Source organism: Nisaea sp., from assembly GCF_017640745.1.
In the GTDB taxonomy this organism is placed as follows: domain Bacteria; phylum Pseudomonadota; class Alphaproteobacteria; order Thalassobaculales; family Thalassobaculaceae; genus Nisaea.
The window spans coordinates 67,348-88,587 of the sequence record NZ_JAEPQA010000020.1 but is presented as its reverse complement, the minus strand read 5'-3'; the positions used below and the strand labels follow the sequence as shown (position 1 = coordinate 88,587).

At 63.0% G+C, this 21,240-nt stretch carries 21 protein-coding genes; 9 read left to right on the top strand and 12 right to left on the bottom strand.

From position 1 onward, the window contains the following. From JJ959_RS14880 to JJ959_RS14865, 4 genes are all read right to left on the bottom strand, one after another. The coding region (locus JJ959_RS14880; protein WP_292885018.1) for an alpha/beta hydrolase at positions 1-328 on the bottom strand (328 nt) is incomplete at its 3' end. A 3-nt stretch (positions 329-331) separates the two neighbouring features. Next, on the bottom strand, positions 332-1,639 hold the full coding sequence (locus JJ959_RS14875) for an O-acetylhomoserine aminocarboxypropyltransferase (RefSeq protein WP_292885015.1): 1,308 nt from the start codon (positions 1,637-1,639) through the stop codon (positions 332-334). Between the two features lie 323 nt (positions 1,640-1,962). Beyond that, complete coding sequence (locus JJ959_RS14870) at positions 1,963-2,496, bottom strand: GNAT family N-acetyltransferase (protein ID WP_292885012.1); 534 nt, start codon at positions 2,494-2,496, stop codon at positions 1,963-1,965. Beyond that, a complete protein-coding gene (locus JJ959_RS14865) occupies positions 2,493-3,089 on the bottom strand; it encodes a UbiX family flavin prenyltransferase (protein ID WP_292885010.1) in 597 nt (198 codons plus the stop codon). Before JJ959_RS14865 ends, JJ959_RS14870 begins: the two co-directional genes overlap by 4 nt. A 159-nt stretch (positions 3,090-3,248) precedes the next feature. Here JJ959_RS14865 and JJ959_RS14860 point away from each other — a divergent pair, with 159 nt between their 5' ends. After that, complete coding sequence (locus JJ959_RS14860) at positions 3,249-3,413, top strand: DUF465 domain-containing protein (RefSeq protein WP_292885008.1); 165 nt, start codon at positions 3,249-3,251, stop codon at positions 3,411-3,413. A gap of 85 nt (positions 3,414-3,498) precedes the next feature. Here JJ959_RS14860 and JJ959_RS14855 read toward each other — a convergent pair whose 3' ends face one another. The 3 genes from JJ959_RS14855 to JJ959_RS14845 all read right to left on the bottom strand — a co-directional run bounded on the left by JJ959_RS14855 (position 3,499) and on the right by JJ959_RS14845 (position 5,333). Continuing rightward, positions 3,499-4,278 (bottom strand): 3-hydroxybutyrate dehydrogenase, encoded by a 780-nt coding sequence (locus tag JJ959_RS14855; RefSeq protein ID WP_292885005.1) that lies wholly within the window; start codon positions 4,276-4,278, stop codon positions 3,499-3,501. Positions 4,279-4,286: 8 nt separating this feature from the next. Then, on the bottom strand, positions 4,287-5,066 hold the full coding sequence (locus tag JJ959_RS14850; protein WP_292885002.1) for a 3-hydroxybutyrate dehydrogenase: 780 nt from the start codon (positions 5,064-5,066) through the stop codon (positions 4,287-4,289). A gap of 84 nt (positions 5,067-5,150) precedes the next feature. Next, entirely contained in the window at positions 5,151-5,333 is a 183-nt protein-coding gene (locus JJ959_RS14845; protein ID WP_292884999.1) for a DUF1192 domain-containing protein, read from the bottom strand. A gap of 198 nt (positions 5,334-5,531) precedes the next feature. Here JJ959_RS14845 and JJ959_RS14840 point away from each other — a divergent pair, with 198 nt between their 5' ends. From JJ959_RS14840 to JJ959_RS14810, 7 genes are all read left to right on the top strand, one after another. Next, positions 5,532-6,098 (top strand): cell cycle transcriptional regulator TrcR, encoded by a 567-nt coding sequence (locus tag JJ959_RS14840; RefSeq protein ID WP_292884996.1) that lies wholly within the window; start codon positions 5,532-5,534, stop codon positions 6,096-6,098. 797 nt (positions 6,099-6,895) lie between these two features. Further along, positions 6,896-7,897 carry a GlxA family transcriptional regulator gene (locus JJ959_RS14835; RefSeq protein ID WP_292884994.1) on the top strand — a complete coding sequence of 334 codons (1,002 nt, stop codon included), beginning with the start codon at positions 6,896-6,898 and terminating at the stop codon, positions 7,895-7,897. 100 nt (positions 7,898-7,997) lie between these two features. Continuing rightward, positions 7,998-8,684, top strand: a complete 687-nt coding sequence (locus JJ959_RS14830; RefSeq protein WP_292884991.1) for an AzlC family ABC transporter permease — start codon at positions 7,998-8,000, stop codon at positions 8,682-8,684. Continuing rightward, positions 8,674-9,003, top strand: coding sequence for an AzlD domain-containing protein (locus tag JJ959_RS14825; protein ID WP_292884988.1), 330 nt, complete (start codon positions 8,674-8,676; stop codon positions 9,001-9,003). Before JJ959_RS14830 ends, JJ959_RS14825 begins: the two co-directional genes overlap by 11 nt. 90 nt (positions 9,004-9,093) lie before the next feature. Next, positions 9,094-10,260 (top strand): hypothetical protein, encoded by a 1,167-nt coding sequence (locus tag JJ959_RS14820; protein WP_292884986.1) that lies wholly within the window; start codon positions 9,094-9,096, stop codon positions 10,258-10,260. 87 nt (positions 10,261-10,347) lie between these two features. After that, on the top strand, positions 10,348-11,559 hold the full coding sequence (locus tag JJ959_RS14815; protein WP_292884983.1) for a hypothetical protein: 1,212 nt from the start codon (positions 10,348-10,350) through the stop codon (positions 11,557-11,559). A 120-nt stretch (positions 11,560-11,679) separates the two neighbouring features. Beyond that, on the top strand, positions 11,680-13,572 hold the full coding sequence (locus tag JJ959_RS14810) for a propionyl-CoA synthetase (RefSeq protein WP_292884980.1): 1,893 nt from the start codon (positions 11,680-11,682) through the stop codon (positions 13,570-13,572). A 120-nt stretch (positions 13,573-13,692) separates the two neighbouring features. Here the strand turns inward: JJ959_RS14810 and JJ959_RS14805 are convergent, their stop codons facing one another. The 5 genes from JJ959_RS14805 to JJ959_RS14785 all read right to left on the bottom strand — a co-directional run bounded on the left by JJ959_RS14805 (position 13,693) and on the right by JJ959_RS14785 (position 19,384). After that, complete coding sequence (locus JJ959_RS14805; RefSeq protein ID WP_292884978.1) at positions 13,693-14,793, bottom strand: oligopeptide/dipeptide ABC transporter ATP-binding protein; 1,101 nt, start codon at positions 14,791-14,793, stop codon at positions 13,693-13,695. Next, positions 14,786-15,766 carry an ABC transporter ATP-binding protein gene (locus tag JJ959_RS14800; protein ID WP_292884975.1) on the bottom strand — a complete coding sequence of 327 codons (981 nt, stop codon included), beginning with the start codon at positions 15,764-15,766 and terminating at the stop codon, positions 14,786-14,788. Before JJ959_RS14800 ends, JJ959_RS14805 begins: the two co-directional genes overlap by 8 nt. Next, positions 15,766-16,713 (bottom strand): ABC transporter permease, encoded by a 948-nt coding sequence (locus JJ959_RS14795; RefSeq protein ID WP_292884972.1) that lies wholly within the window; start codon positions 16,711-16,713, stop codon positions 15,766-15,768. Before JJ959_RS14795 ends, JJ959_RS14800 begins: the two co-directional genes overlap by 1 nt. A 10-nt stretch (positions 16,714-16,723) precedes the next feature. After that, positions 16,724-17,710 carry an ABC transporter permease gene (locus tag JJ959_RS14790; protein ID WP_292884969.1) on the bottom strand — a complete coding sequence of 329 codons (987 nt, stop codon included), beginning with the start codon at positions 17,708-17,710 and terminating at the stop codon, positions 16,724-16,726. Positions 17,711-17,800: 90 nt separating this feature from the next. Beyond that, entirely contained in the window at positions 17,801-19,384 is a 1,584-nt protein-coding gene (locus JJ959_RS14785) for an ABC transporter substrate-binding protein (protein ID WP_292884966.1), read from the bottom strand. A 369-nt stretch (positions 19,385-19,753) separates the two neighbouring features. Here JJ959_RS14785 and JJ959_RS14780 point away from each other — a divergent pair, with 369 nt between their 5' ends. Further along, positions 19,754-21,142 carry an aspartate aminotransferase family protein gene (locus JJ959_RS14780; RefSeq protein ID WP_292884964.1) on the top strand — a complete coding sequence of 463 codons (1,389 nt, stop codon included), beginning with the start codon at positions 19,754-19,756 and terminating at the stop codon, positions 21,140-21,142. The last annotated feature ends 98 nt before the right edge of the window (positions 21,143-21,240 follow it).

Below are 21,240 nucleotides of genomic sequence, written 5' to 3'. Positions count from 1 at the left end.
GGCGGGCCGCGACCTCGAGGGCGACGAGCGCCCCCATGGAATGCCCCATGACCACCACGTCACCTGCACCCGCCGCGTCCAGCGCCGCGACGCACCAGTCGGCAGCAGCCGGGATTGTTTCAGGCGCCGTGCCCGCACTCCGCCCGTGTCCCGGCAGGTCGATGGCGAGCACGGAAAAGCCGTGATGCGCGAAATAGCGTGACTGCAGGGACCAGACCGTATGGTCCATCCCCGCCCCGTGCAGCATCAGTAGGGTCGGTTTGGCGCCGTCGAAAGGACGGCCACCGGTCGCCGCGAAGGCCTCGCGGCCGGCAACTTCGAACTTCATGACTTATCCTGCCTTGCGCATGGTCGCGGCGCGCAGCGCCTGTTTCAGGTCGGCGATCAGATCGTCCACATCCTCGAGGCCCACCGAAAGCCGGACCAGATCCTCGGAAAGCCCCGCCGCCTTCATCATCTCGGCGTCCATCTGCTGGTGCGTGGTGCTGGCGGGATGGATGACCAGCGACTTGGCGTCGCCGACATTGGCGAGATGGGACCAGACTCCGAGCCGCTCGATAAAGGTCTTGCCGGCCTCGCGCCCACCCTTGATGCCGAAGGCGATCATCGAACCCGCGCCCTTCGGCATAAGGCGCTTCGCAAGTTCATGGTCCGGGTGGCTGTCGAGTTCCGGATAGAGCACCCACTCCACGGCTTCGGAGCTTTCGAGGAAGGCAGCGACCTTGCGCGCATTGGCGACATGCCGGTCCATGCGCAGCGGCAGGGTCTCGATCCCCTGCATCAGGTGGAAGGCGTTCTGCGGCGAGAGACAGGCGCCGAAATCGCGCAGGCCCTCCGCCCGCGCCCGCATGCAGAAGGCCTGCGGTCCGAACTCCTCGGCGAAATCGAGGCCGTGATAGCCGGCATAGGGCTCCGTCAGGGTCGGGAACTTGCCGGAGGCCTCCCAGTCGAAACGCCCGCCGTCGACCAGCACGCCGCCGATCGCAACGCCATGTCCGCCAAGCCATTTGGTCGCCGAATGCATGATCAGGTCGGCGCCGTGATCGAAAGGCCGGCAGAGATAGGGCGTGGTGAAGGTGGAATCGATCATCAGCGGAACACCGGCCTCATGCGCGACGGCGGCGAGCGCCTCGATGTCCAGCACCTCAAGGCCGGGGTTTCCGATGGTCTCGGCGAAGACCAAGCGGGTTTCCGGACGGATCGCCTTGCGGAAGCCCTCGATATCGCGCGGATGGACCTTGGTGGTCTCGATGCCGAAGCGCGGCAGCGTGTGGCTGAAGAGGTTGTGACTGCCACCGTAGAGCGCGCTGGAGGCGACGATGTGCGAGCCCGCCCCCATCAGGGTCGCGATCGCCAAATGCAGGGCCGCGTGGCCGCTGGCGGTCGCCACCGCACCGACTCCGCCCTCCAGCGCCGCCATCCGCTCTTCAAGCACCGCGACGGTCGGGTTGGAGATCCGCGAATAGATGTGCCCGGCCCGTTCGAGGTTGAAGAGCGATGCCGCATGCTCGACGTCGCGGAAGACATAGGACGTGGTCTGGTAGATTGGCACCGCCCGGGCGCCGGTATCGCTGTCCGGTTGCTGTCCCGCATGCAGTGCGAGCGTGTCGAAGCCGAAAAGATTGCCGTCGGAAGCCATGCGCTGTCCCTCCCTGATGGGCGCCGGTCGCGTTCGGGCGCGATCTTCGACGGATGCCTTATCAGACGCAAGGAGAGACGCAAGAGAGAAAGGCTTCGGAGGGTGCTCTTGCGGCTCCGGGAGTGTCCCACCATCCCCCGAAACCGCCGGTCCAGAATCAAAGGACCGCGCCGAAGCGCGGCCCTTCTTTTTATTCTTTTTAGACTTTGAGCACCCTGTTCAACTTGCCCGCTGCAGACGGTAATGCCCCCACAGGAAATGTCAAGTCGGAGTCAGCAAGGCGACCGAAATGTTACAATGAACCGTTCAATTGAAGCTGGCCGTCAGCCCTGTCCGGTGCGCTGCACGGGCAGCACCATCTGCCGGATAGAAACCGTAGGGCCTTGAATCTTAAGGGCTCTCGGCTCCACTCCCCAGGTGACGAATCCGACGCTTTCATAGAGTGCGCGTGCCGCGGGTGCCAGATCCGAAACACCAAGATGTATGTCGGTAACACCGTCCATTCCGCCGGCGTGACCGATCGCAGCCTCGAGCAGCGCCCGCCCCATGCCGGACCCGCGCGCGTCACGCTCCACGAACATGGTCCAGACATGCACCTTGTGCCGGGTCTTCAGCTTCTTGTCGCGGAACAGACCGACGCCCCCCTTCAGACGATCGGCAAACCCGCCGAACACCACGCCGTCCTCCCGGCGCCTGAAAAGAGCACGGACATCTGGCTCGGATTGCAGGAAATCGTCCTCCGGAGCAGCACTGAATGCCGCCGGAAAGGTCTCGAGCGCATTTTTCCTGAGCGCGAGAAAGTCGGCCGCGTCCTCTTCGCCCAGAAGACGGACGGAGAACCCGGCGCCACCGCTCACGACTCGTCCCTCTCCCGCCAGCGATGCACCGTCCCGCTGTCGAGATCGAAAAGGTCGAGCACCCGTCCAAGCGAGTGATCCACCATGTCGGCAATGCTTTCCGGCTTGGCATAGAAGGCCGGCACCGGCGGCGCGATCACCGCCCCCATGTCCGAGAGCGCGAGCATGTTGCGCAGATGCCCCGAATGAAGCGGGGTCTCGCGCACCATGCAGACCAGCCGGCGCCGTTCCTTCAGCACCACGTCCGCCGCGCGCGACAGCAGGGTGTCCGTCACGCCCGTCGCAATCTCCGCGAGGCTCTTCATCGAGCAGGGTGCGATGATCATCCCGAGCGTGCGGAAGGATCCGGAGGCAACGGACGCGCCGATATCCTTGTTGGCATGGACCACATCGGCGAGCTTCTCGACCTCCCGGACCTTGAAATCCGTTTCGTGCGCGAGCGTGACTTCCGCAGCCCGGCTCATGATCAGATGGGTCTCGACCCTTTGCTCTTCGGGGAGCGCCCGCAGAAGCTCCAGCAACCGGACGCCATAGACGATTCCCGAGGCCCCGCTGATGCCGACGATCAGCCGCTTTTTTTGTGAAGTTCTCATGACAGAAAATTGCTTCGTGAATCCAGTGAGTTGCGTTGATTAACCAAAAAACCGCGCAATTTGCCCGAGGTGGGATCATTGCGCAACCCCCAAAAGATACCTATTCTTTAAATCGTTGGAGTTGATCTCTCACGCATATCCGAAAGGAGGGCATTAGGCATGGCCGAAGCACAGCGTATCGAGTCGCTGAAGAGACGACACGAGACCCTGGAACGCAACCTGGAGACGGAACGCACCAGACCCATGCCAGACAGCGCGGCGATCGCGGAAATCAAACGCATGAAGCTCGCGATCAAGGACGAGATGGCCAATCTCAATTCCTGAGCGGTCTGTCTGCCTGCTAAACGCTTTCAAACCCGAGAGCTGAAATCACCCGCCGAAAAACTCGGCGGGTGTTTGTTTTTGGTCCCTAGAGCGCGGTCCAGCCGCCGTCCTGGGTAATCGATGCGCCAGTCATGTTTGCCGCCGTTTCGCTGCAAAGGAAAAGCGCTGCGCCGGCAAGCTGATCGAACGTGGTGAAACGGCCGGACGGCTGCTGCTCGATCAGCAGGCGCCACGTCGCCTCCCCGATATCCAGCCCGTCCCGGGCGGCCCGCGCTTCGATCTGCCGGTCAACCAGCGGCGTTTTCACCCAGCCGGGACAGATCGCATTGCAGGTGATGCCGGAGCCGGCCGTCTCCAGCGCGGTCACTTTTGTCAGGCCCAGCACCGCGTGTTTCGCGGCGACATAAGCGCATTTGTTCACGCCACCGCTGAAACCGTGATTGGACGCGATATTGACGATCCGCCCCCGGCCGCGGCGGCGCATGCCCGGCAGCACGGCCGCGGTCCCGTGAAAGACCGCGAAGAGATTGATTGCGATCAGCGCATCCCATTTTTCCGGCGGAAAGTGCTCGATCCGGTCGGTGTGCTGGATCCCGGCATTGTTCACCAGCACGTCGACGGCGCCGAACCGGCGCTCGGTCATGGAGATCAGATCCGAGATCTCCTCCGGCCGTGTCATGTCGGCGCCGTGATACAGCACATCGACGCCGTGACGCTGCGCAAGGTCGCGTCTAACCCTGTCGATCTGCGCAGCATCACCGAAGCCGTTCAGCACCACGTTCGCGCCGGCCTCGGCGAACGCCGCCGCCAGAGCCGCACCGATCCCGCTGGTGGAGCCTGTTACGATGACCGCCCGGCTTTTCATCTGGGCGCTTATTGCGCCGTCCAGCCGCCGTCGAGGGTCATGGTCGTGCCGGTCATGTTGCTGGCCGCGTCGCTGCAGAGGAACACGGCGGCACCCGCGAGCTGCTCGACTGTGGTGAACTGCCCGGAGGGTTGCTTCTCGAGCAGCAGCGCCTGGGTTTCCTGCTCGATGCTGGTGCCGTTCTTCTCCGCCCGTGCCTCGATCTGTGCGACCACGAGCGGCGTCTTCACCCAGCCGGGGCAGATCGCGTTGCAGGTGATGCCGGACTGGGCGTTCTCCAGCGCCGCGACCTTGGTCAGGCCGACGATGCCGTGCTTGGCCGCGACATAGGCGGACTTGTTGACCGAGGCGACGAGACCGTGCGCGGAGGCGATATTGATGATCCGGCCCCAGCCGCGATTCTGCATGCCCGGAAGGGCCGCGCGCATCGCGTGGAACGCCGCGGAGAGATTGATCGCGATGACGGCGTTCCAGCGGTCGACCGGGAAGGCCTCGATCGGATCGGTATGCTGGATACCGGCATTGTTCACCAGCACGTCGACCGATCCGAAACGCTTCTCGGCGCTGCGGACCATATCCTCGATCTCGTCCGGCCTGGTCATGTCCGCGCCGTGATACATCACGGAAACGCCGTACTTCTTCTCCAGGGCATCGCGGCCCTTCTCGATCTCTGCCGCGTCGCCGAGACCGTTGATGACGATGTTCGCGCCTTCGGCCGCGAAGGCGGCGGCCATGGCCGCGCCGATCCCGCTGGTCGAACCGGTAACGAGTGCGGTTTTACCCTTCATGGAAATATCCCCGTTGCATGCGTGCTCTCTTCGCTCCTGCGATATAGGGATTGCCGCCCTGCCGCAAGAACCGGTGAAGGGCGATTACTTCTTGAACAGCGACTCCGCCGCCGAGGAGATCGAGCGTTTCTCGGAGATCATTGCCTCCGCACGGGCGATTTCCTGCCTCATGTTTTCGATATAGGCCTCGAGGTCCTCGATGTTCCAGTTCGAGAGATCGGTCGGCTTGCGCAGTTTGTTCTTCGGTTCCAGATCTTCGAATTCCATCCTCATGCCTCCCGTCTTTCCGTCCGTTACAGGCTCCGCCCGTGACATGACGCGATTCCCGCGCCCGACTCATCGACTAATCGTTGGACCCTCTCGTATCTTGGTCTATATATCCAGCCTTCGGAACAATTCGAACACTCAAGAACGAACGGATCGGCTTGCTGGACGTAAGCAACGCAGTCCGTCAAAGGAGAAACCATGGCGCAACCGCTGATGCCGAAGGCCACCGCCGTCTGGCTGATCGACAATACGGCGCTGAGCTTCGAACAGATTGCCGACTTCTGCGGCCTCCACGCTCTGGAAGTCCAGGCCATCGCCGACGGCGAGGTGAGCTACGGGATCCAGGGCATCGACCCGGTCCAGAACGGTCAGGTCGCCCGCGAGGAAATCGACAAGGCGCAGGCAGATCCGTACTACCGGATGAAGATGCAGGTCAGCACGCTGCCGAAGCCGCAGGCGCGCTCGAAGGGACCGAAATACGTTCCGGTCTCCAAGCGTGGCGACAAGCCCGATGCCATCGCCTGGCTGGTGAAGCACCATCCGGAACTGAAGGATGCGCAGATCGCCAAGCTGGTCGGCACCACCAAGGACACGATCAACAAGGTCCGTGACCGCACGCACTGGAACTCCCAGAACATCACCGCGCGGCACCCGGTGCTGCTCGGGCTCTGCTCGCAGATGGATCTCGACCAGGCGGTCACGAAAGCGGGCGGCACGGCCGCTCCGCCGGAATCTCAGCTGGAATCGATCTCCGAAGTGCCCTGACCGGGCGCGCACGGAAAAGCAGACGGCCGGTCCTTTGACCGGCCGTTTTTCTTTTCCGGCCCCTAGCCGTCGAGAAACGCCGCCATGTGAAACCGCGCATGGGCCTGGCCATAGACGTATTCCGAGCCGACAGGGCAGGCGCGGCGGGCAAGACAGGAACCGCCGGCAGTTCCAGTTTCTCCTCGAACAGCAAAGCCCCCCGATAGCCGTGCCAAAGGCCGTAGACCGGATGGATCAGGATCCCGAGCGGAGACGGAAAGACCGGTTCGGCGCGCATCGCCCATTGCTGGAACGGCCAGTACGGCGGTCCGTCCGAAGGCATGGCAGGGCGCGCTCCAAACGCGGTTCCAACCTCGTCGAGTATCTCCCTACTCCAGTGATCCAGCGGATCCGGCCCCTCCGGCCGTGCGGCCTGGAAAGCCGGCCATATTCCGGAACCGACATGGCCGACGAGCAGCAGGGTCGCGACAGGTTTGCCCGATTCTAAAGCGAGCTCACCGGCGTCGGGATGAAACCCGCCACGGAGAAGCAGGCCATGTAGCGACAGCCTGCGTCCCAATTCCTTGTAGGTCCGAGCGATATCCGGACTTTGTGAAGCTGGCGTCATATTGGAATTCGCCTATTCCCGACCTTGTGTTCCAAACGCGTCATCAGAAGAAATTGGGCATCACGAAAACACGTTTGCCCACCGGATTTTATTTGCTCATCAGCCCCCAGTTGGCTTTATCCTTTTCCCGACACGCGCCAGGCCGGAACGGGATACGGAAAAGCCCGCTCGGCGGAGAGTATGAGCAAGAATGTTCGACGACCCTAACGATGTTCCGCTGACCGTTGATTTCTTTCTGACGCCGAACTTCTCGCTGCTCCCGTTCACGGCCGCGATCGAGCCGTTGCGCTCCGCGAACCGCATGTCAGGAAAAACACTCTATCACTGGCGCGTCTTCAGCGAGGACGGCAAGCCCGTCCCGGCGAGCAACGGCGTCGAGGTGATGACGGTCGGGTCGATCTTCGACCTGAAGGATTCGGACGTCATCATCGTCGCGTCCGGGATAGACGCGCATCACTACAAAAACGACAGGGTTTTCGGTGCTCTGCGGCGGCTGTCGCGCCAGGGGGCGGCCATCGGCTCGGTCTGCACCGGCGCACATGTGCTGGCCCGCGCGGGATTGCTCGAAGACCGGCGCTGCACGATCCACTGGGAAAATCTCGGAGGCTTCTCGGAGGAGTTTCCCGAGATCGACGTCACCTCGGATCTGTTCGAGATCGACCGCGACCGCTTCACCTGTTCCGGCGGCACCGCGGCACTCGACATGATGCTGCACCTGATCGCGCGACAGCACGGCTTCAAGCTGGCGAACGAGGTCTCCGAGCAGTTCATCCACGACCGTATCCGCGAGCCGCACGACCACCAGCGCATGGAACTGCGCGCCCGTCTCGGCGTCAGCCATCCGAAGCTGATCGCGGTGATCGCGGAGATGGAAGCCAATCTCGAGGAACCGCTGAGCCAGACCGCGCTCGCAGACAAGGCCGGGCTCTCGACACGCCAGCTCGAGCGGCTGTTCCGCAAGTATCTCTCGAGCACGCCGACGCGCTATTACCTCAATCTGCGCCTCCAGCGCGCGCGCCAGCTGCTGGCCCAGACCAGCATGTCGATCCTCTCGGTAGCGCTTGCCTGCGGCTTCGTTTCGGCGAGCCATTTCTCCAAATGCTACCGGGAATGTTTCGGCCGCACCCCGCGTGCCGAACGGGCGGTTCGCCATGACGCACCGACCCTGGTGATGCAGAAACTCGCCGGCTGATCCGGGCGGCTTTAGCGCTTCTAATTGCATCGCAACAAATTCTCGTTTGACGCAGAGGGCGCCGAGCGCGCATCCCTTCCCTTCGAGAGACGGGATGCACATGGAAACGACTTTCACCACCGCCGGGCTGCGCCGCGGCATGAGCCTGATCTGGCATGTTGCCATCAGCGGGTTCTTCTTCGCCATCGCGGTCGGCGTGGTCGCGCGCGACGTCGGCATGAGCTGGCTGGAGGCCGTTGTCATGAGCGGCGTCGTTTTCGCCGGTGCCTCGCAGGTCGCGATCATCGATCTCTGGCAATCCCCCCTGCCGCTGCTCGTCATCGCGCTGACGACCCTTGGCGTGAACTCCCGCATGCTGCTGATGGGCGCTTCCATGCGGGAATGGTTCCGACCGCTGAAGCGCCGGACGGTCTGGGCGAGCTTCTTCTTCCTGACCGACATCAACTGGGCGATGGCGATCGCCGAGCGGCGCAAGGGCGAGACCGACGCGGCGCTGCTGATGGGCTCCGGCATGCTGCTCTGGGCAACCTGGGTCACCGGGACGGCGATCGGCCACGCGGTCGGCGGCGCGGCACTCGATCCGAAGGCGCTCGCCTTCGATGTTCTCGTGCCGGCCTTCTTCGTCATCATGATCAAGCCGATCTGGACCGGCCGGAAACAGCTGCTGCCCTGGGCGACGGCGGCCGCCGGGGCGATCCTCGCCGACGCCTTCATTCCCGGAAACGCGCATGTCATTGTCGGCGGGATCGCCGGCTCTCTGGTCGGGGGGCTGCTCCGTGACCGCTGATTTCCTCGCGCTCGACATGAGCTTCGACACCACCGCGCTGATCGCCATCCTTCTGATGGGCGCCGTCACCTACTTCACCCGCCTCGGCGGCTTCCTGATGATGCGCTGGATCCCGGAAGGCGGTTTCGTCTCGCGCTGGCTCAGCGCCATCCCGGGAGCGGTCCTGGTCGCGATCCTCGCCCCAACGGTCTGGAACATCGGCTGGATGGAACGGGCCGGACTGCTCGTCACCCTGGCGCTCTCGGCAATCGGTGCCAACTCCCTGGTCGCCGTTGTGCTTGGCACCGCGGCCGTCGCCGCCGGGCGGGCGCTGCTCTAGGCCCGCCTTCCCGATTGGCATAGCGTTTCTGCGATGATTTACTGAACTGCAACCATAGGCACCAGGCGCAAGCATCGACGCATGCGAAAAATGCACCAGCGTTTCCTGCATTTGGTCGGCACGCTCCTGATTCTGGCCGCCACCGCCTTCCCGGCGGGCGCCCAGACCTACCAGCTCTTCGCTCCGAAGAATGTCGCGCAGGCAAATCTGCTCAACCTGCTGACCTATTATTATGCCTATCCGGAACGGCCTTCGATCTCGGCAGTGCTGGAAGACATCGAGAGCTCGCGGATCCTTGAGACGGACTGGGAGAACGCCCAGTACCCGGTGCTCGGGTTTCTCAGTAAGGCCTTTTCCGCCGAACCGGAAGCCCTCGCAAAGGAGATCGGTCCGTCCTACAGCCACAGCCTGAAGAGCGTCATCCTCGCCGCTCTCATGATGGAGTTCCTCGACGTCTACGCCCCGCCCGCCTACCAGGCGATCATCAACAACCTGCCTCCTGACAAGAGACCACCTCACATCGCGGCCGCAAAGGTCGGGCATCCAAAGCAGCTGGACATGCTCTGGGGCGCCCTGTTCGCCACCGGCGATCCGAAATTCCTCGATGCGATCCTCAAGGTCTATGAGGACCAGAACGGCCCGACGGGCAATCCGCGGCTGGATATCGCCTTCCAGAAAGTCATCGAATGGGCGGCATGGAGCAATATGCAGCAGCATTCTCTGGTCGAGCGCCTGATGCGGGAACGGGCCGCGACGGCGGCGCCTTATGTCGCCGGGCGGCTGCGGGCCATCGTCTCCCGCTTCGAAGCGAGCCTGGAGTCGCTCAATCTCGGAACACGGGAGGGACTCTTTTCAGCGATGGTCGCGCTGACCGACGCCTCGATCATTGAGGAACTTAAAAAGCCGCCCAGCAGCGGCATCCGGATCGTCAAGAAGCGCAGGTTCTCGCGGCAGGAGGACATCTTCGTGCATATCGCCTTCAACGGCATGGAGGTCTCCGAGAGTTACCAGGCCAACGTGACCTTTTCCTCGATCCTCCGCCTGCCCGACGGTCACGAACAGCAGCTCTACGAGAACCGGACAGCGATCGTCGGACCAGCACCGGTGCGCTTCAGCATCCTTTCGGCCCGCGACCTGCACCAGTTCCGCCTGCCGGACGACGCTCCGGCCGGGGATTACCTTCTGCGCGTCACCTTGAGCGACAATCTTTCCGGCAAGGACCTCAATTTGAGAGCGGACTTCACGCTCGTCGAATGACATGCGCGTATCCGGGCGCCGATATGATTGCCAGACAAGGCGTTGATCGGGCAGACTCCGCCGTAGCGTGCCAATTGCGGAAATCCGATGCGGACCGACGAAGCGAAACTTCTGGCGATCGCCGAAAAGGCGGGGAGCGGCGGCGAGGATCTGACAGCCATCGTCATAGATCTCTCCTCCATTCCGCATATCGGCGATCCGATCTTCTTCCGCACGCTGATCGCCCGTATCAATGTCGCCCCCGGCGATCTCTACCGCCTGCCGCATCACCTGGTCGCCCTTGTCACCCCGAGCAAGACGGCGGCTAAGACCGTCGCAGCAATAGACCGGCTCGGCGAATTCCTGAAGCGTAGCGGGCGGGGCGAGGCGCGACGGCAGCAGTTCCGGCTTTCCGCCGATGCCGCCAAACTCGCAAAGCTGTGCAAGCGTCTGATCGAGGAGCAACCGGACAATCCGCCGGCGGGTGATGAGGAAGACGATCTGGCCGGATTCTTCAGTCTGTTCGAATCGCTCCGCAGTGCGGACATATCGAATCTCGTGCGCGAGCAGACGATTTGGGACCTTTCGAAACCGCACGAACCGGTCCGGATGGCGGGCGCTCTCACGGTTTCGATCGACGTCCTGGACGACATGTTCGGTCAGGACATCCGGGCCAATCCCTGGCTGTTCGAGAAAATCATCGAGGTCATCGACGTCCGCATGCTCGACCATTTCGTCGACGACCGCTTGAAGACGGGCAAGACCTACACCGTCAACGTGAACAGCACGGTCGTGAACGAGGGCGAACTGGACGCGGCGTTTGATGCCATTCCGATGAACAGCCGCAAGCGCGTGATCCTTGAGGTGCCTTATGTCGAGGCGTTGCACGAACGCGGCGAATTCGACGCCATGGTCGATATCCTGGAGCGGGAGCACTTCCCGATCGCGCTCGACGGCGTGCGATGGACGTCGCTCTCCAAGCTGGAGGTCGAGCCGGAGCGCTTTGCCTTCGTGAAGTTCATGTGGGACCAGCACCTGAAACCGGAAAACACCGCGGACTGGAAAGCCTTCGCGGACGCGTTGGCGAAGCTGGGTCCGGAAAACTGCATCGTCTTCAACTGCATCGACGAGAAAGCCATCGCTCCGCTGGAGGAACTGGGTCTGTTCCGCTTCCAGGGCCGGGCCGTCGAGGACTATATCCGCCACGACCGCGCCGCGCTGCAGAAGGCCCATGTCCAGCAGGCAGCCCGGGAAGCCGTCGCCGACGAGACCGGCAACGGAAAGGCGCAGACGGGCATCATGGGTAAACTGTTCGGTTGATCCACATCATCTCCAAGCGCGTGCGGATGCGGCAATCTGGGACTTGATTTGCACCCGGTCGGCACCGACCATGGGGCGCAAGCAAGCTGAAAAAACAAGACTAGAGGGGAGGTCCGCGGCATGGGCCAGTTCGATGAGGTCTATCGGCGCTCGCTGGAGGATCCGGAAGGTTTCTGGGGCGAGGCGGCCGACGACATTTTCTGGTTCAAGCGCTGGGACAAGGTCCTGGATGCGAGCAGCCCCCCCTTCTACCGCTGGTTCGAAGGCGGGATGACCAACACCTGCTACAACGCGCTCGACCGCCATGTCGAAGAAGGCCGCGGCGCGCAGGCCGCGCTGATCTACGACAGCCCGGTCACCAAGACCAAGCAGAGCTTCACCTACAGCGAATTGACGGACAAGGTCGCGGCCTTTGCAGGCGTTCTGGAGAAATACGGCGTCGGCTACGGCGACCGCGTGATCATCTACATGCCGATGATCCCCGAGGCCGCAATTGCCATGCTGGCGACGACCAGGATCGGCGCCGTGCATTCCGTCGTCTTCGGCGGCTTCGCCTCGAACGAGCTCGCCAAACGCATCGACGACTGCAAGCCGAAGCTCATCGTCACCGCCTCCTGCGGCATCGAGCCAGGCCGGACCGTCGCCTATATGCCGCTGCTTGACGGCGCCATCGAGATGGCGAAGCACAAGCCGGACCATTGCATCGTCTACCAGCGCCCGATGGCCGAGGCGACGTTGACCGAGGGCCGCGACGTCGAGTGGAACGCGGCGCATGAAGGTTCCACGCCTGCCGCCTGCGCCGAGGTCAAGGCGACCGACCCCGCCTATATCCTCTACACCTCTGGCACCACCGGCGTGCCGAAAGGCGTGGTGCGCGCCACCGGCGGACATATCGTCGCCCTCAAATGGTCGATGAAGAACATCTATGGCGTCGATCCGGGCGAGGTCTTCTGGGCCGCTTCCGACGTCGGCTGGGTGGTCGGCCATTCCTACATCGTCTACGCCCCACTGTTCCACGGCTGTACGACCATGCTCTACGAGGGCAAGCCGGTCGGAACGCCGGACGCGGGCGCCTTCTGGCGGGTGATCTCGGAGCACAAGGTCTCCACCATGTTCACCGCGCCGACCGCGATCCGCGCAATCAAGAAGGAGGATCCGGACGGCAAGCTGCTCGCGAATTACGACCTCGGCCACTACAAGGCCCAGTTCCTCGCCGGCGAGCGCTGCGATCCGGATACGCTGCACTGGTGCGAGGAGAAGCTGAAGGTGCCGGTGGTCGATCACTGGTGGCAGACCGAGACCGGCTGGCCGATCGCCTCGAACTGCCTCGGCATCGAGCAGCTTCCCGTCAAGGCGGGCTCTCCGACCCGCGCGGTCCCGGGCTGGGACGTGCAGATCCTCGACGAGGCCTGCAAGGAAGTGAAGCGCGGCGATGTCGGCGCGATCTCCATCAAGCTGCCCCTGCCGCCGGGCGCCCTGCCGACGCTGTGGCAGAATGACGACCGCTATGTCGAGAGCTACCTCGCGGACTATCCCGGCTACTACAAGACCGGGGATGCCGGATACATGGACGAGGACGGCTATCTCTATGTGATGAGCCGGACCGACGACATCATCAACGTCGCCGGACACCGGCTCTCGACCGGCGGCATGGAGGAGGTTCTGGCGAACCACCCGGCGGTCGCGGAATGCGCCGTCATCGGCGTCGCCGACCAGCTGAAGGGCCAGGTCCCGCTCGGCTTCGTGGTGCTGAAGGACGGCGTCAACACGCCGGAGGAGCAGATCCTGAAGGAGCTGGTGCAGATGGTCCGCGACAGGATCGGCCCGGTCGCCGCCTTCAAGCAGGCCACCGTCGTGCAGCGGCTGCCGAAGACCCGCTCCGGCAAGATCCTCCGCGGGACCATGCAGAAGATCGCCGACGGCGAGAGCTATCCGATGCCGGCCACGATCGACGATCCGTCGATCCTTCCGGAAATCGCGACGGCTCTGAAAGGGATCGGCTACGCCAAGTAGCCGGTTACCCCGTCCTCATTCGTCATCCCGGCCGACGAGCCGGGACCTTCGTGAGCCATGAGCCAGACCCTATGGCCTCGAGGTCCCTGCTTTCGCAGGGATGACGATGTGTATTTGCGATCAGGCGCCAAGCCCTTCCGGCACCGCGACCTTGCCCATGATCGGATCGTCCGGGACGCGCCTTTCCTCGACGCCGTGACAGGCGACGATTGCACCATCGCCGATCGCCTTCGGTTCCGGACGCTCGGTCTTGCAGCGCTCGTTCGCGAACGGGCAGCGCGGATGGAAGGCGCAGCCGGGGGGCGGCGTGATCGGGTTCGGCACCTCGCCGCCCACCGGCATGCGTTCGCGGCCGGTCATCTCCAGATCCGGGATCGTGTCCAGCAGCATCCGCGTATAGGGATGGCGCGGGCGGCTGAACAGGGTCTTGGACGGCGCCACCTCGGCCAGCCGGCCGAGATACATCACGCCGACCCGGTCGGAGACGTGGCAGACCACAGCAAGATTGTGGCTGATGAAGAGATAGGTCAGCCCCAGTTCCTTCTGCAGGTCGCGCATAAGGTTCAGGATCTGCGCCTGCACCGAGACGTCGAGCGCCGAGGTCGGCTCGTCGCAGACCAGGAAGTCCGGCTCGCTCGCGAGCGCGCGAGCGATGGAGATACGCTGGCGCTGGCCGCCGGAGAACTCATGCGGGTACTTCTCCCCGTCGACCGGCGAAAGGCCGACCTGGGTCAACAGCTCACCCACCCGGTCGGAGACCGCGTCCTCATTCTTCGCGAGACCGAAGGCCCGGATCGGCTCGGCGATGATGTCGCGGACCTTCCAGCGCGGATTGAGGCTGGCATAGGGGTCCTGGAAGATCATCTGCAGGCGGCGGCGGATCGGCGCCATCTCGGTGCGCGAGAGGCCGGCAATGTCCCTGCCCTCGAACTCGATGGAGCCGCTGCTCGGCCCGTGCAGGCCGACGATCAGCTTGGCGACCGTGGACTTGCCGCAGCCGGACTCGCCGACGAGGCTGAAGGTCTCGCCCGCCTTGATCTCGAAATCGATACCGTCGACCGCTTTCAGGATCTGCTTCGGCTGGCCTTCCAGCACCCGGTTCAGCCAGGGCGCGGAGACGTCGAAATAGCGCTTCAGTTTCTTGACCGCGAGGATCGGCGCACCTTTCTTCAGGTGCTCGTGATCCATGGTCTCATGCGTCGCGACGGCTTGATCAGACATTGGCCGTCTCCTTGTCAAAGAGCCAGCAGGCAACTTCGGTACCGTCCACCGGGATCGTGTCCGGCCGCTCCCTGAAGCAGCGGTCGAAAGCCTTCGGACAGCGCGGATTGAAGGCACAGCCGGTCGGGATATTGGTCAGGCGCGGCATCGAACCCTCGATCTGGCGCAGCTTCTCGTCGGTGTGGCCGATCATCGGGATCGACCCCATCAGACCTTCCGTGTAGGGATGCTTGGCCTGCTTCACGACCTGCTTCACTGGGCCGATCTCGGCGATGCGGCCGGCATACATGACGGCCACCCGGTCCGCGGTCTCGGCAATGACGCCCATATCGTGTGTCACCAGCATCACCGCGGTGCCGTGCTCGCGGCACAGCTTCTTCAGAAGCGCGATGATCTGTGCCTGGATCGAGACGTCGAGCGCGGTGGTCGGCTCGTCCGCCACGACAAGACGCGGATTGACGCAGAGCGCGAGCGCGATGACGACACGCTGGCGCATGCCGCCGGAGAACTGGTGCGGATACTGGTCCACGCGCCGCTCCGGCGCCGGAATGCCGACCTGGGTCAGCATCTCGATCGCCCGTTCCCGCGCCTTGGTCGGGGTCATGTCCGTGTGGGTCATGATCGTTTCGGTCAGCTGACGGCCGACCGTGTAAAGCGGATTGAGGCTGGTCAGCGGATCCTGGAAGATCGCGCCGATCTGGCGGCCGCGGATCCGGCGCATCTCCTCGTAGGGCAGGTTGTCGATGCGCCGCCCCTCGAGCAGGATTTCCCCGCCGGCGACACGGCCCGGCGGCTCCAGCAGGCCGATGATGGCGGCGCCGGTGAGAGATTTCCCGGCGCCGGACTCACCGACCACGCCGAGCACTTCGCCCTCGTCGATATGGAAGGACACATCGTCGATGGCCGTCAGAATCCCCTTTCGCGTGGGGAATTCGATCCGGAGGTTTCTGACTTCGAGAAGATGGTTCGACATTAGCGCAGCTTCGGGTTGAGGGCGTCGCGGAGCCAGTCTCCGAGGAGATTGACCGCAAGAACGAGGATGGCAAGGGTCGCGCCTGGGAAGATCGAGATCCACCAGAGCCCCGAGAACAGATAGTCATTGCCGATCCGGATCAGGGTGCCGAGCGACGGCTGGGTCGGCGGCATGCCGACGCCAAGGAAGGACAGCGTCGCTTCGGTCAGGATCGCGAAGGCCAGACCGAGCGTCGCGATGACCAGCACCGGCCCCATCACGTTCGGCAGCACATGGCGGATCATGATCAGGATCGGGTGCAGACCGATGACGCGGGCCGCCTGGACATATTCCTTGTTTCGCTCGACCAGGGTCGAGCCACGCACGGTACGGGCATACTGGACCCAGTTCGAGATCCCGATCGACAGAACGAGCACCGGGATGATCATCGCATCGTGCAGTTCGCGGTCGAGGATGCCGCGCGAAATCCCGTCGATCAGAAGCGCGATCAGGATCGTCGGAAACGAGAGTTGGATATCGGCGATCCGCATGATCACCGCATCGACCTTGCCACCGACATAGCCGGCGATCAGTCCGGCGGCGATGCCGATCACGGCGGACAGGATCACGCTGGCAAAGCCGACCAGCAGGGAGATCCGCATGCCGTAGAGGATCGTCGAATAGATGTCTCGCCCGAGATTGTCGGTGCCGAGCAGAAAGCGCTGATCGCCGTCCACGGTCCAGGCCGGAGGCAGTTCGGAATCCATCAGGTCGATGGAGGCGGTGTCGAACGGGTTGTGCGGCGCGATGATGTTGGCGAAGACCGCGGCCAGGATCAGGATCAGCGTGACGACCGCCGCGCCGACCGTCAGGTGGGATTTGCGGAAGCTGTAGCAGAGTTCATGGTCCCAGATCCGGTAGAGGAGGCTGGGACGGGTTGCAGCTTTGGGACTTGTTGTATCGGTCATTGTCCTGTCCTCAGTGCCCGCCGCCGGACTTTTCGACCCGCAGGCGCGGATCGACGACGTAATAGAGAATGTCCACGATCAGGTTGATCACGACGAAGAGGAACGAAATCATCACGAGGTAGGCGGACATCACCGGCAGATCGACCTCCTGGATCGCCTGCAGGAACAGCCGTCCCATGCCCGGCCACTGGAAGACGCTCTCGGTGATGATCGCGAAGGCGATCAGGTTGCCGAGCAAGAGACCGGTCACGGTGATGACCGGAACCAGCGTGTTCTTCAGCGCGTGGCCGAAATTGACGGCGCGGTTGGTGAGACCCCGGGCGCGCGCGAACTTGATGTAGTCCGTCCGCAGCACCTCCAGCATCTCCGCCCGGATCAATCGCATGATCAGCGTCAGGGTGAAGAGGCCGAGCGTGGTTGCCGGCAGGATGATCGCCTTCAGCCCGCTGACGGTCAGCAGGCCGGTGGTCCAGCCGCCCGGCAGCGTGATCACCTCACCGCGCCCGAACGAGGGCAGCCAGCCGAGGATCACGGCAAAAAGGTAGATGAAGAGGATACCGATCAGGAAGGTCGGTATCGAGATCCCGACCAGTGAGAGCGTCAGCAGGGCCTTGCTGCTCCAGCGGTTGCGGTAGAGCCCGGTATAGACCCCGGCCGGCAGCGCGAGAAAGAAGGCGATGATCGCGGAGACGAAGCTGAGCTCGATCGTCGCCGGCATGCGCTCCATCAGCAGGTCCACGACCGGCTGCTTGTGCTGGTAGGACAGACCGAAATCCAGCTGCGCGGCGTTCAGGACGAACTTGCCGAAACGGATGATCATCGGGTCGTTGAGGCCCAGGCGCTCACGCAGCGCTTCGCGTTCCGCGAGCGGCGTATCGATCCCGACCATCTGATTGATCGGATCGCCCAGGAACTGGAACATGTAGAAAGCAACGAGGCTGACCACGAGCATCACAAGGATGGACTGGGCCAGCCGGCGAAGAATGAATGCGGCCATAAACGGTCACGCTTTCCGGCAGGTTGGCAGAACTCTCAAAAAGGGTGGGGCCGGCCCCCAAGGACCGGCCCGCACTTTGTCGCCCGTGAGTTACTTCACGTTGACGTAATAGAAGCGGAACTGGTTGTCCGCGCGCTGCTTCAGCTCGATGTTATCGCGCTTGCCCCAGGCCAGAGCCTGCTGGTGCAGCGGAATCGTCGCGACTTCGTCCGTGGTGATCTTGAAGGCTTCCTCGATCATCGCGTCGCGCTTTTCCTTGTCGGTTTCCGAACCGATCAGGTCGGTCAGTTCGTCGACCCGCGCATTGCTGTAGCCCGAGTAGTTGTAGAGGCCACGGCCGGCTTTCTGGTCCGGCGTGTTCAACAGGCTGATCAGCACGTTGTGCGAGTCGAAGCTGCCCGGCGTCCAGCCCAGCAGACCGAACGCATAGTCGGAGCCGCCTTTCGGCGCGATGCGCGCGAAGTACTTCGCCTTCGGCTCGGCCACGAGCGTCGACTTGATACCGACTTTGGCAAGCATGGAGACGATCGCCTGGCAGATCTGCTCGTCATTGACGTAGCGGTCGTTCGGGCAGTCCATGCGGGTCTCGAACCCGTCCGGATAGCCGGCTTCCGCCAGCAGAGCCTTCGCCTTGTCGCGGTCATACGGCAGACGGGTGAAGTTTTCCGAACGGTCGAACAGCTTCGGCGAAATCATGATCGCGGACGGATCGGCGAGACCGCGCATGATCTTCTTCTTGATCGCCTCGATGTCGATCGCGTGATACATGGCCTGACGGACCTTGAGGTCCTTGAACGGGTTCTTGCCCTTCACATTGGAATAGAGCAGCTCGTCGCGGAACAGGTCCATATAGAGGAAGATCGTCCGCAGTTCCGGGCCGACCATCACGCTGGTACCGTCGTTCTTGTTCACACGGTCGATGTCCTGCACCGGAACCGGGTAGACCATGTCGACTTCGCCGGAGAGCAGGGCAGCGACGCGGGTCGCGTCCTGGCCGATCGGGGTCATGATGACCTCGGTCAGGTTGTGCTGCGGCTTGTCCCACCAGTTCGGGTTCGGAACCAGAACGGTCTTAACGTCGGTCTGGCGCTCCTTGATCATGAACGCGCCGGTGCCGTTCGCATTGTGAGCGGCAAAGCTCTCAACGCCCTTGGACAGGTTGGTCGGAGTGGTCGCGCCGTTGGACTCGGACCATTCCTTGTCCATCATGAACCAGGTATCCCACTCGTAGTAGATGATGGGATTCGGCTTTTCGGTGATAAAATCGACCGTGTGGTCGTCGACCTTGACCACCTCGGTGATGCCGACCACGCGGCCGCGCAGGTTCGCGTCCTCGTTGTTGGTCCGCTCGAAGGAGAAGATCACGTCGTCGGCGTTGAAGTCGTTGCCGTTGTGGAACTTCACGCCCTGGCGCAGATAGAAACGCCAGCGGGTCGGCTCGAGGTTTTCCCACTTGACGGCCAGACCCGGCTCGAACTGCAGGTCAGCGTCCCGACGGACGAGGCCTTCGTAGACGTTGCCGAGAAACCCGAGGGTGAAGGTCACGTTGTGGGCGTGCGGATCGAGCGACGAGGTGTCGGTCTGAAAGCCCCACTTGAAGGTCTTGGCTTCCGCCATGCCTCCGGAAGCGGCAACGGCTGCCGCGACCGCAAGGGCGGTGAATGCTTTGCGCATAAAATGCTCCCCAATGATGCCTCTGTCTCGCACCGGGCAGACCCTTCTCTTCAGGGCGAGGGCTATGCCAACGGCGCGGCCCGGCAGAATCAGGTTGGCCGGGATCGGAGCATAAAACCCCGTCACAATAATGACGTCAATGACCTTGGCATGTTCGAAATGCAGCAAAACTGCGGCATGCAACGCAGAACGCGAAGAACCCCTTGACCTGAAACACCTATGCTTCCGCGCTCTTTTTGCAGCGCAACATTGCCGTGCCCTCCGGTTTTCTCCAGCTCCGGGCTCACGGGCTTTTCAACTCCGATTGGCATGATATGCTGCCCACAGTCCCAACGGCCCGCCCGGCGCCGTCCCCGAAGGAGAATTGACATGCCTTTCCAGCCGAATTCACCGGCGGCCCGTGACGTCGCCTACGTCCTGCATCCCTACACCAACTTCGTCGCGCACGAGGAAAAGGGCCCGATGATCATCGAGCGCGGGGAAGGCGTCTATGTCTTTGACGATTCCGGAAAGCGCTATGTCGAGGGGATGGCGGGACTTTGGTCGACATCGCTCGGCTTCAAGTCCGACCGCCTGAAAGAGGCGGCGATGAAGCAGTTCGACGCACTACCCTATTATCACACTTTCGCCCACAAGGCGCATCTGCCGAGCATCGATCTGGCCGAGAAGCTGATCTCCAAGATGCCGGTGCCGATGTCGAAAGTGTTCTTCAACAATTCCGGCTCGGAAGCGAACGACACCGCGATCAAGATCGTCTGGTACTACAACAACGCGCTAGGCCGTCATCACAAGAAGAAGATCATCGGGCGCGTGAACGGCTATCACGGCATCACCCTTGCCGCCGCAAGCCTGACCGGACGCTCGATGAACCATCGCGGGTTCGACGCGCCGCTGGCCAACTTCCTCCATACCGACGAACCGCACTATTATACGGGCGCGAACGAAGGTGAGAGCGAAGAGGATTACGCCACCCGCCTCGCCGAGAACCTCGAGAACCTGATTGTCGAGGAAGGCCCGGACACGGTTGCCGCCTTCTGGGCCGAGCCGGTGATGGGTGCCGGCGGCGTGATCGTTCCGCCGAAGACCTATTTCGAAAAGATCCAGAAGGTCCTGAAGAAATACGACATCCTCTTCGTCGCCGATGAGGTGATCTGCGGCTTCGGCCGGACGGGCAATTACTGGGGCTCCCAGACGTTCGACATGAAGCCGGATATCCTGGTCTGCGCGAAGGCACTGTCTTCCAGCTACCTGCCGATCTCCGCCACCGTCATCAATGACAAGGTCTACGAGCCGGTGAAGAAGGCGAGCGCCGAGCTCGGGGCCTTCGGCCATGGCTACACCTATTCCGGCCATCCGGTCTGCGCCGCCGTCGCGCTCGAGACCCTCAAGATCTATGACGAGGAAAATATCATCGAGCGGGTGCGGGGCGTCGTGCCGCATTTCCAGAAGGCCATCCATTCATTCGCAGATCATCCGCTGGTCGGCGAGGCTCGGGGCGTTGGCCTCGTCGGTGCCGTCCAGGTGATGCAGGACAAGGCCTCGAAGAAGCCTTTCGAAGCGTCCCAGGCCGTCGGGCCGATGATCGCCAACCTCGCCAGCGAGGAAGGCGTTCTGCTGCGCGCGATCGGCGACAGCGTCGCGTTCTGCCCGCCGCTGATCATCTCCGAGTCTGAGATCGATGAAATGTTCGCCAGCTTCCGCCGCGGCCTCGACCGGGCGCTGGATCATTTGCGCAAGGAAGGCCAGGCCGTCGCCTGAGGCCAACCGGAGAGAGAAGCCCGGAGGGCCGGCAATCATGCCGGCCCTTTTTCTGTTTGCGCCACCGATCGCAATGGGATTTTGACCGGACCGCCGGG

Coding starts and splice junctions, on each gene's coding strand:
- JJ959_RS14875 (WP_292885015.1), bottom strand. CDS start 1,639: ATGGCTTCCGACGGCAATCTTTTCGGCTTCGACACGCTCGCACTGCAT.
- JJ959_RS14865 (WP_292885010.1), bottom strand. CDS start 3,089: ATGAGAACTTCACAAAAAAAGCGGCTGATCGTCGGCATCAGCGGGGCC.
- JJ959_RS14860 (WP_292885008.1), top strand. CDS start 3,249: ATGGCCGAAGCACAGCGTATCGAGTCGCTGAAGAGACGACACGAGACC.
- JJ959_RS14855 (WP_292885005.1), bottom strand. CDS start 4,278: ATGAAAAGCCGGGCGGTCATCGTAACAGGCTCCACCAGCGGGATCGGT.
- JJ959_RS14850 (WP_292885002.1), bottom strand. CDS start 5,066: ATGAAGGGTAAAACCGCACTCGTTACCGGTTCGACCAGCGGGATCGGC.
- JJ959_RS14845 (WP_292884999.1), bottom strand. CDS start 5,333: ATGGAATTCGAAGATCTGGAACCGAAGAACAAACTGCGCAAGCCGACC.
- JJ959_RS14840 (WP_292884996.1), top strand. CDS start 5,532: ATGGCGCAACCGCTGATGCCGAAGGCCACCGCCGTCTGGCTGATCGAC.
- JJ959_RS14835 (WP_292884994.1), top strand. CDS start 6,896: ATGTTCGACGACCCTAACGATGTTCCGCTGACCGTTGATTTCTTTCTG.
- JJ959_RS14830 (WP_292884991.1), top strand. CDS start 7,998: ATGGAAACGACTTTCACCACCGCCGGGCTGCGCCGCGGCATGAGCCTG.
- JJ959_RS14820 (WP_292884986.1), top strand. CDS start 9,094: ATGCACCAGCGTTTCCTGCATTTGGTCGGCACGCTCCTGATTCTGGCC.
- JJ959_RS14815 (WP_292884983.1), top strand. CDS start 10,348: ATGCGGACCGACGAAGCGAAACTTCTGGCGATCGCCGAAAAGGCGGGG.
- JJ959_RS14810 (WP_292884980.1), top strand. CDS start 11,680: ATGGGCCAGTTCGATGAGGTCTATCGGCGCTCGCTGGAGGATCCGGAA.
- JJ959_RS14805 (WP_292884978.1), bottom strand. CDS start 14,793: ATGTCTGATCAAGCCGTCGCGACGCATGAGACCATGGATCACGAGCAC.
- JJ959_RS14800 (WP_292884975.1), bottom strand. CDS start 15,766: ATGTCGAACCATCTTCTCGAAGTCAGAAACCTCCGGATCGAATTCCCC.
- JJ959_RS14795 (WP_292884972.1), bottom strand. CDS start 16,713: ATGACCGATACAACAAGTCCCAAAGCTGCAACCCGTCCCAGCCTCCTC.
- JJ959_RS14790 (WP_292884969.1), bottom strand. CDS start 17,710: ATGGCCGCATTCATTCTTCGCCGGCTGGCCCAGTCCATCCTTGTGATG.
- JJ959_RS14785 (WP_292884966.1), bottom strand. CDS start 19,384: ATGCGCAAAGCATTCACCGCCCTTGCGGTCGCGGCAGCCGTTGCCGCT.
- JJ959_RS14780 (WP_292884964.1), top strand. CDS start 19,754: ATGCCTTTCCAGCCGAATTCACCGGCGGCCCGTGACGTCGCCTACGTC.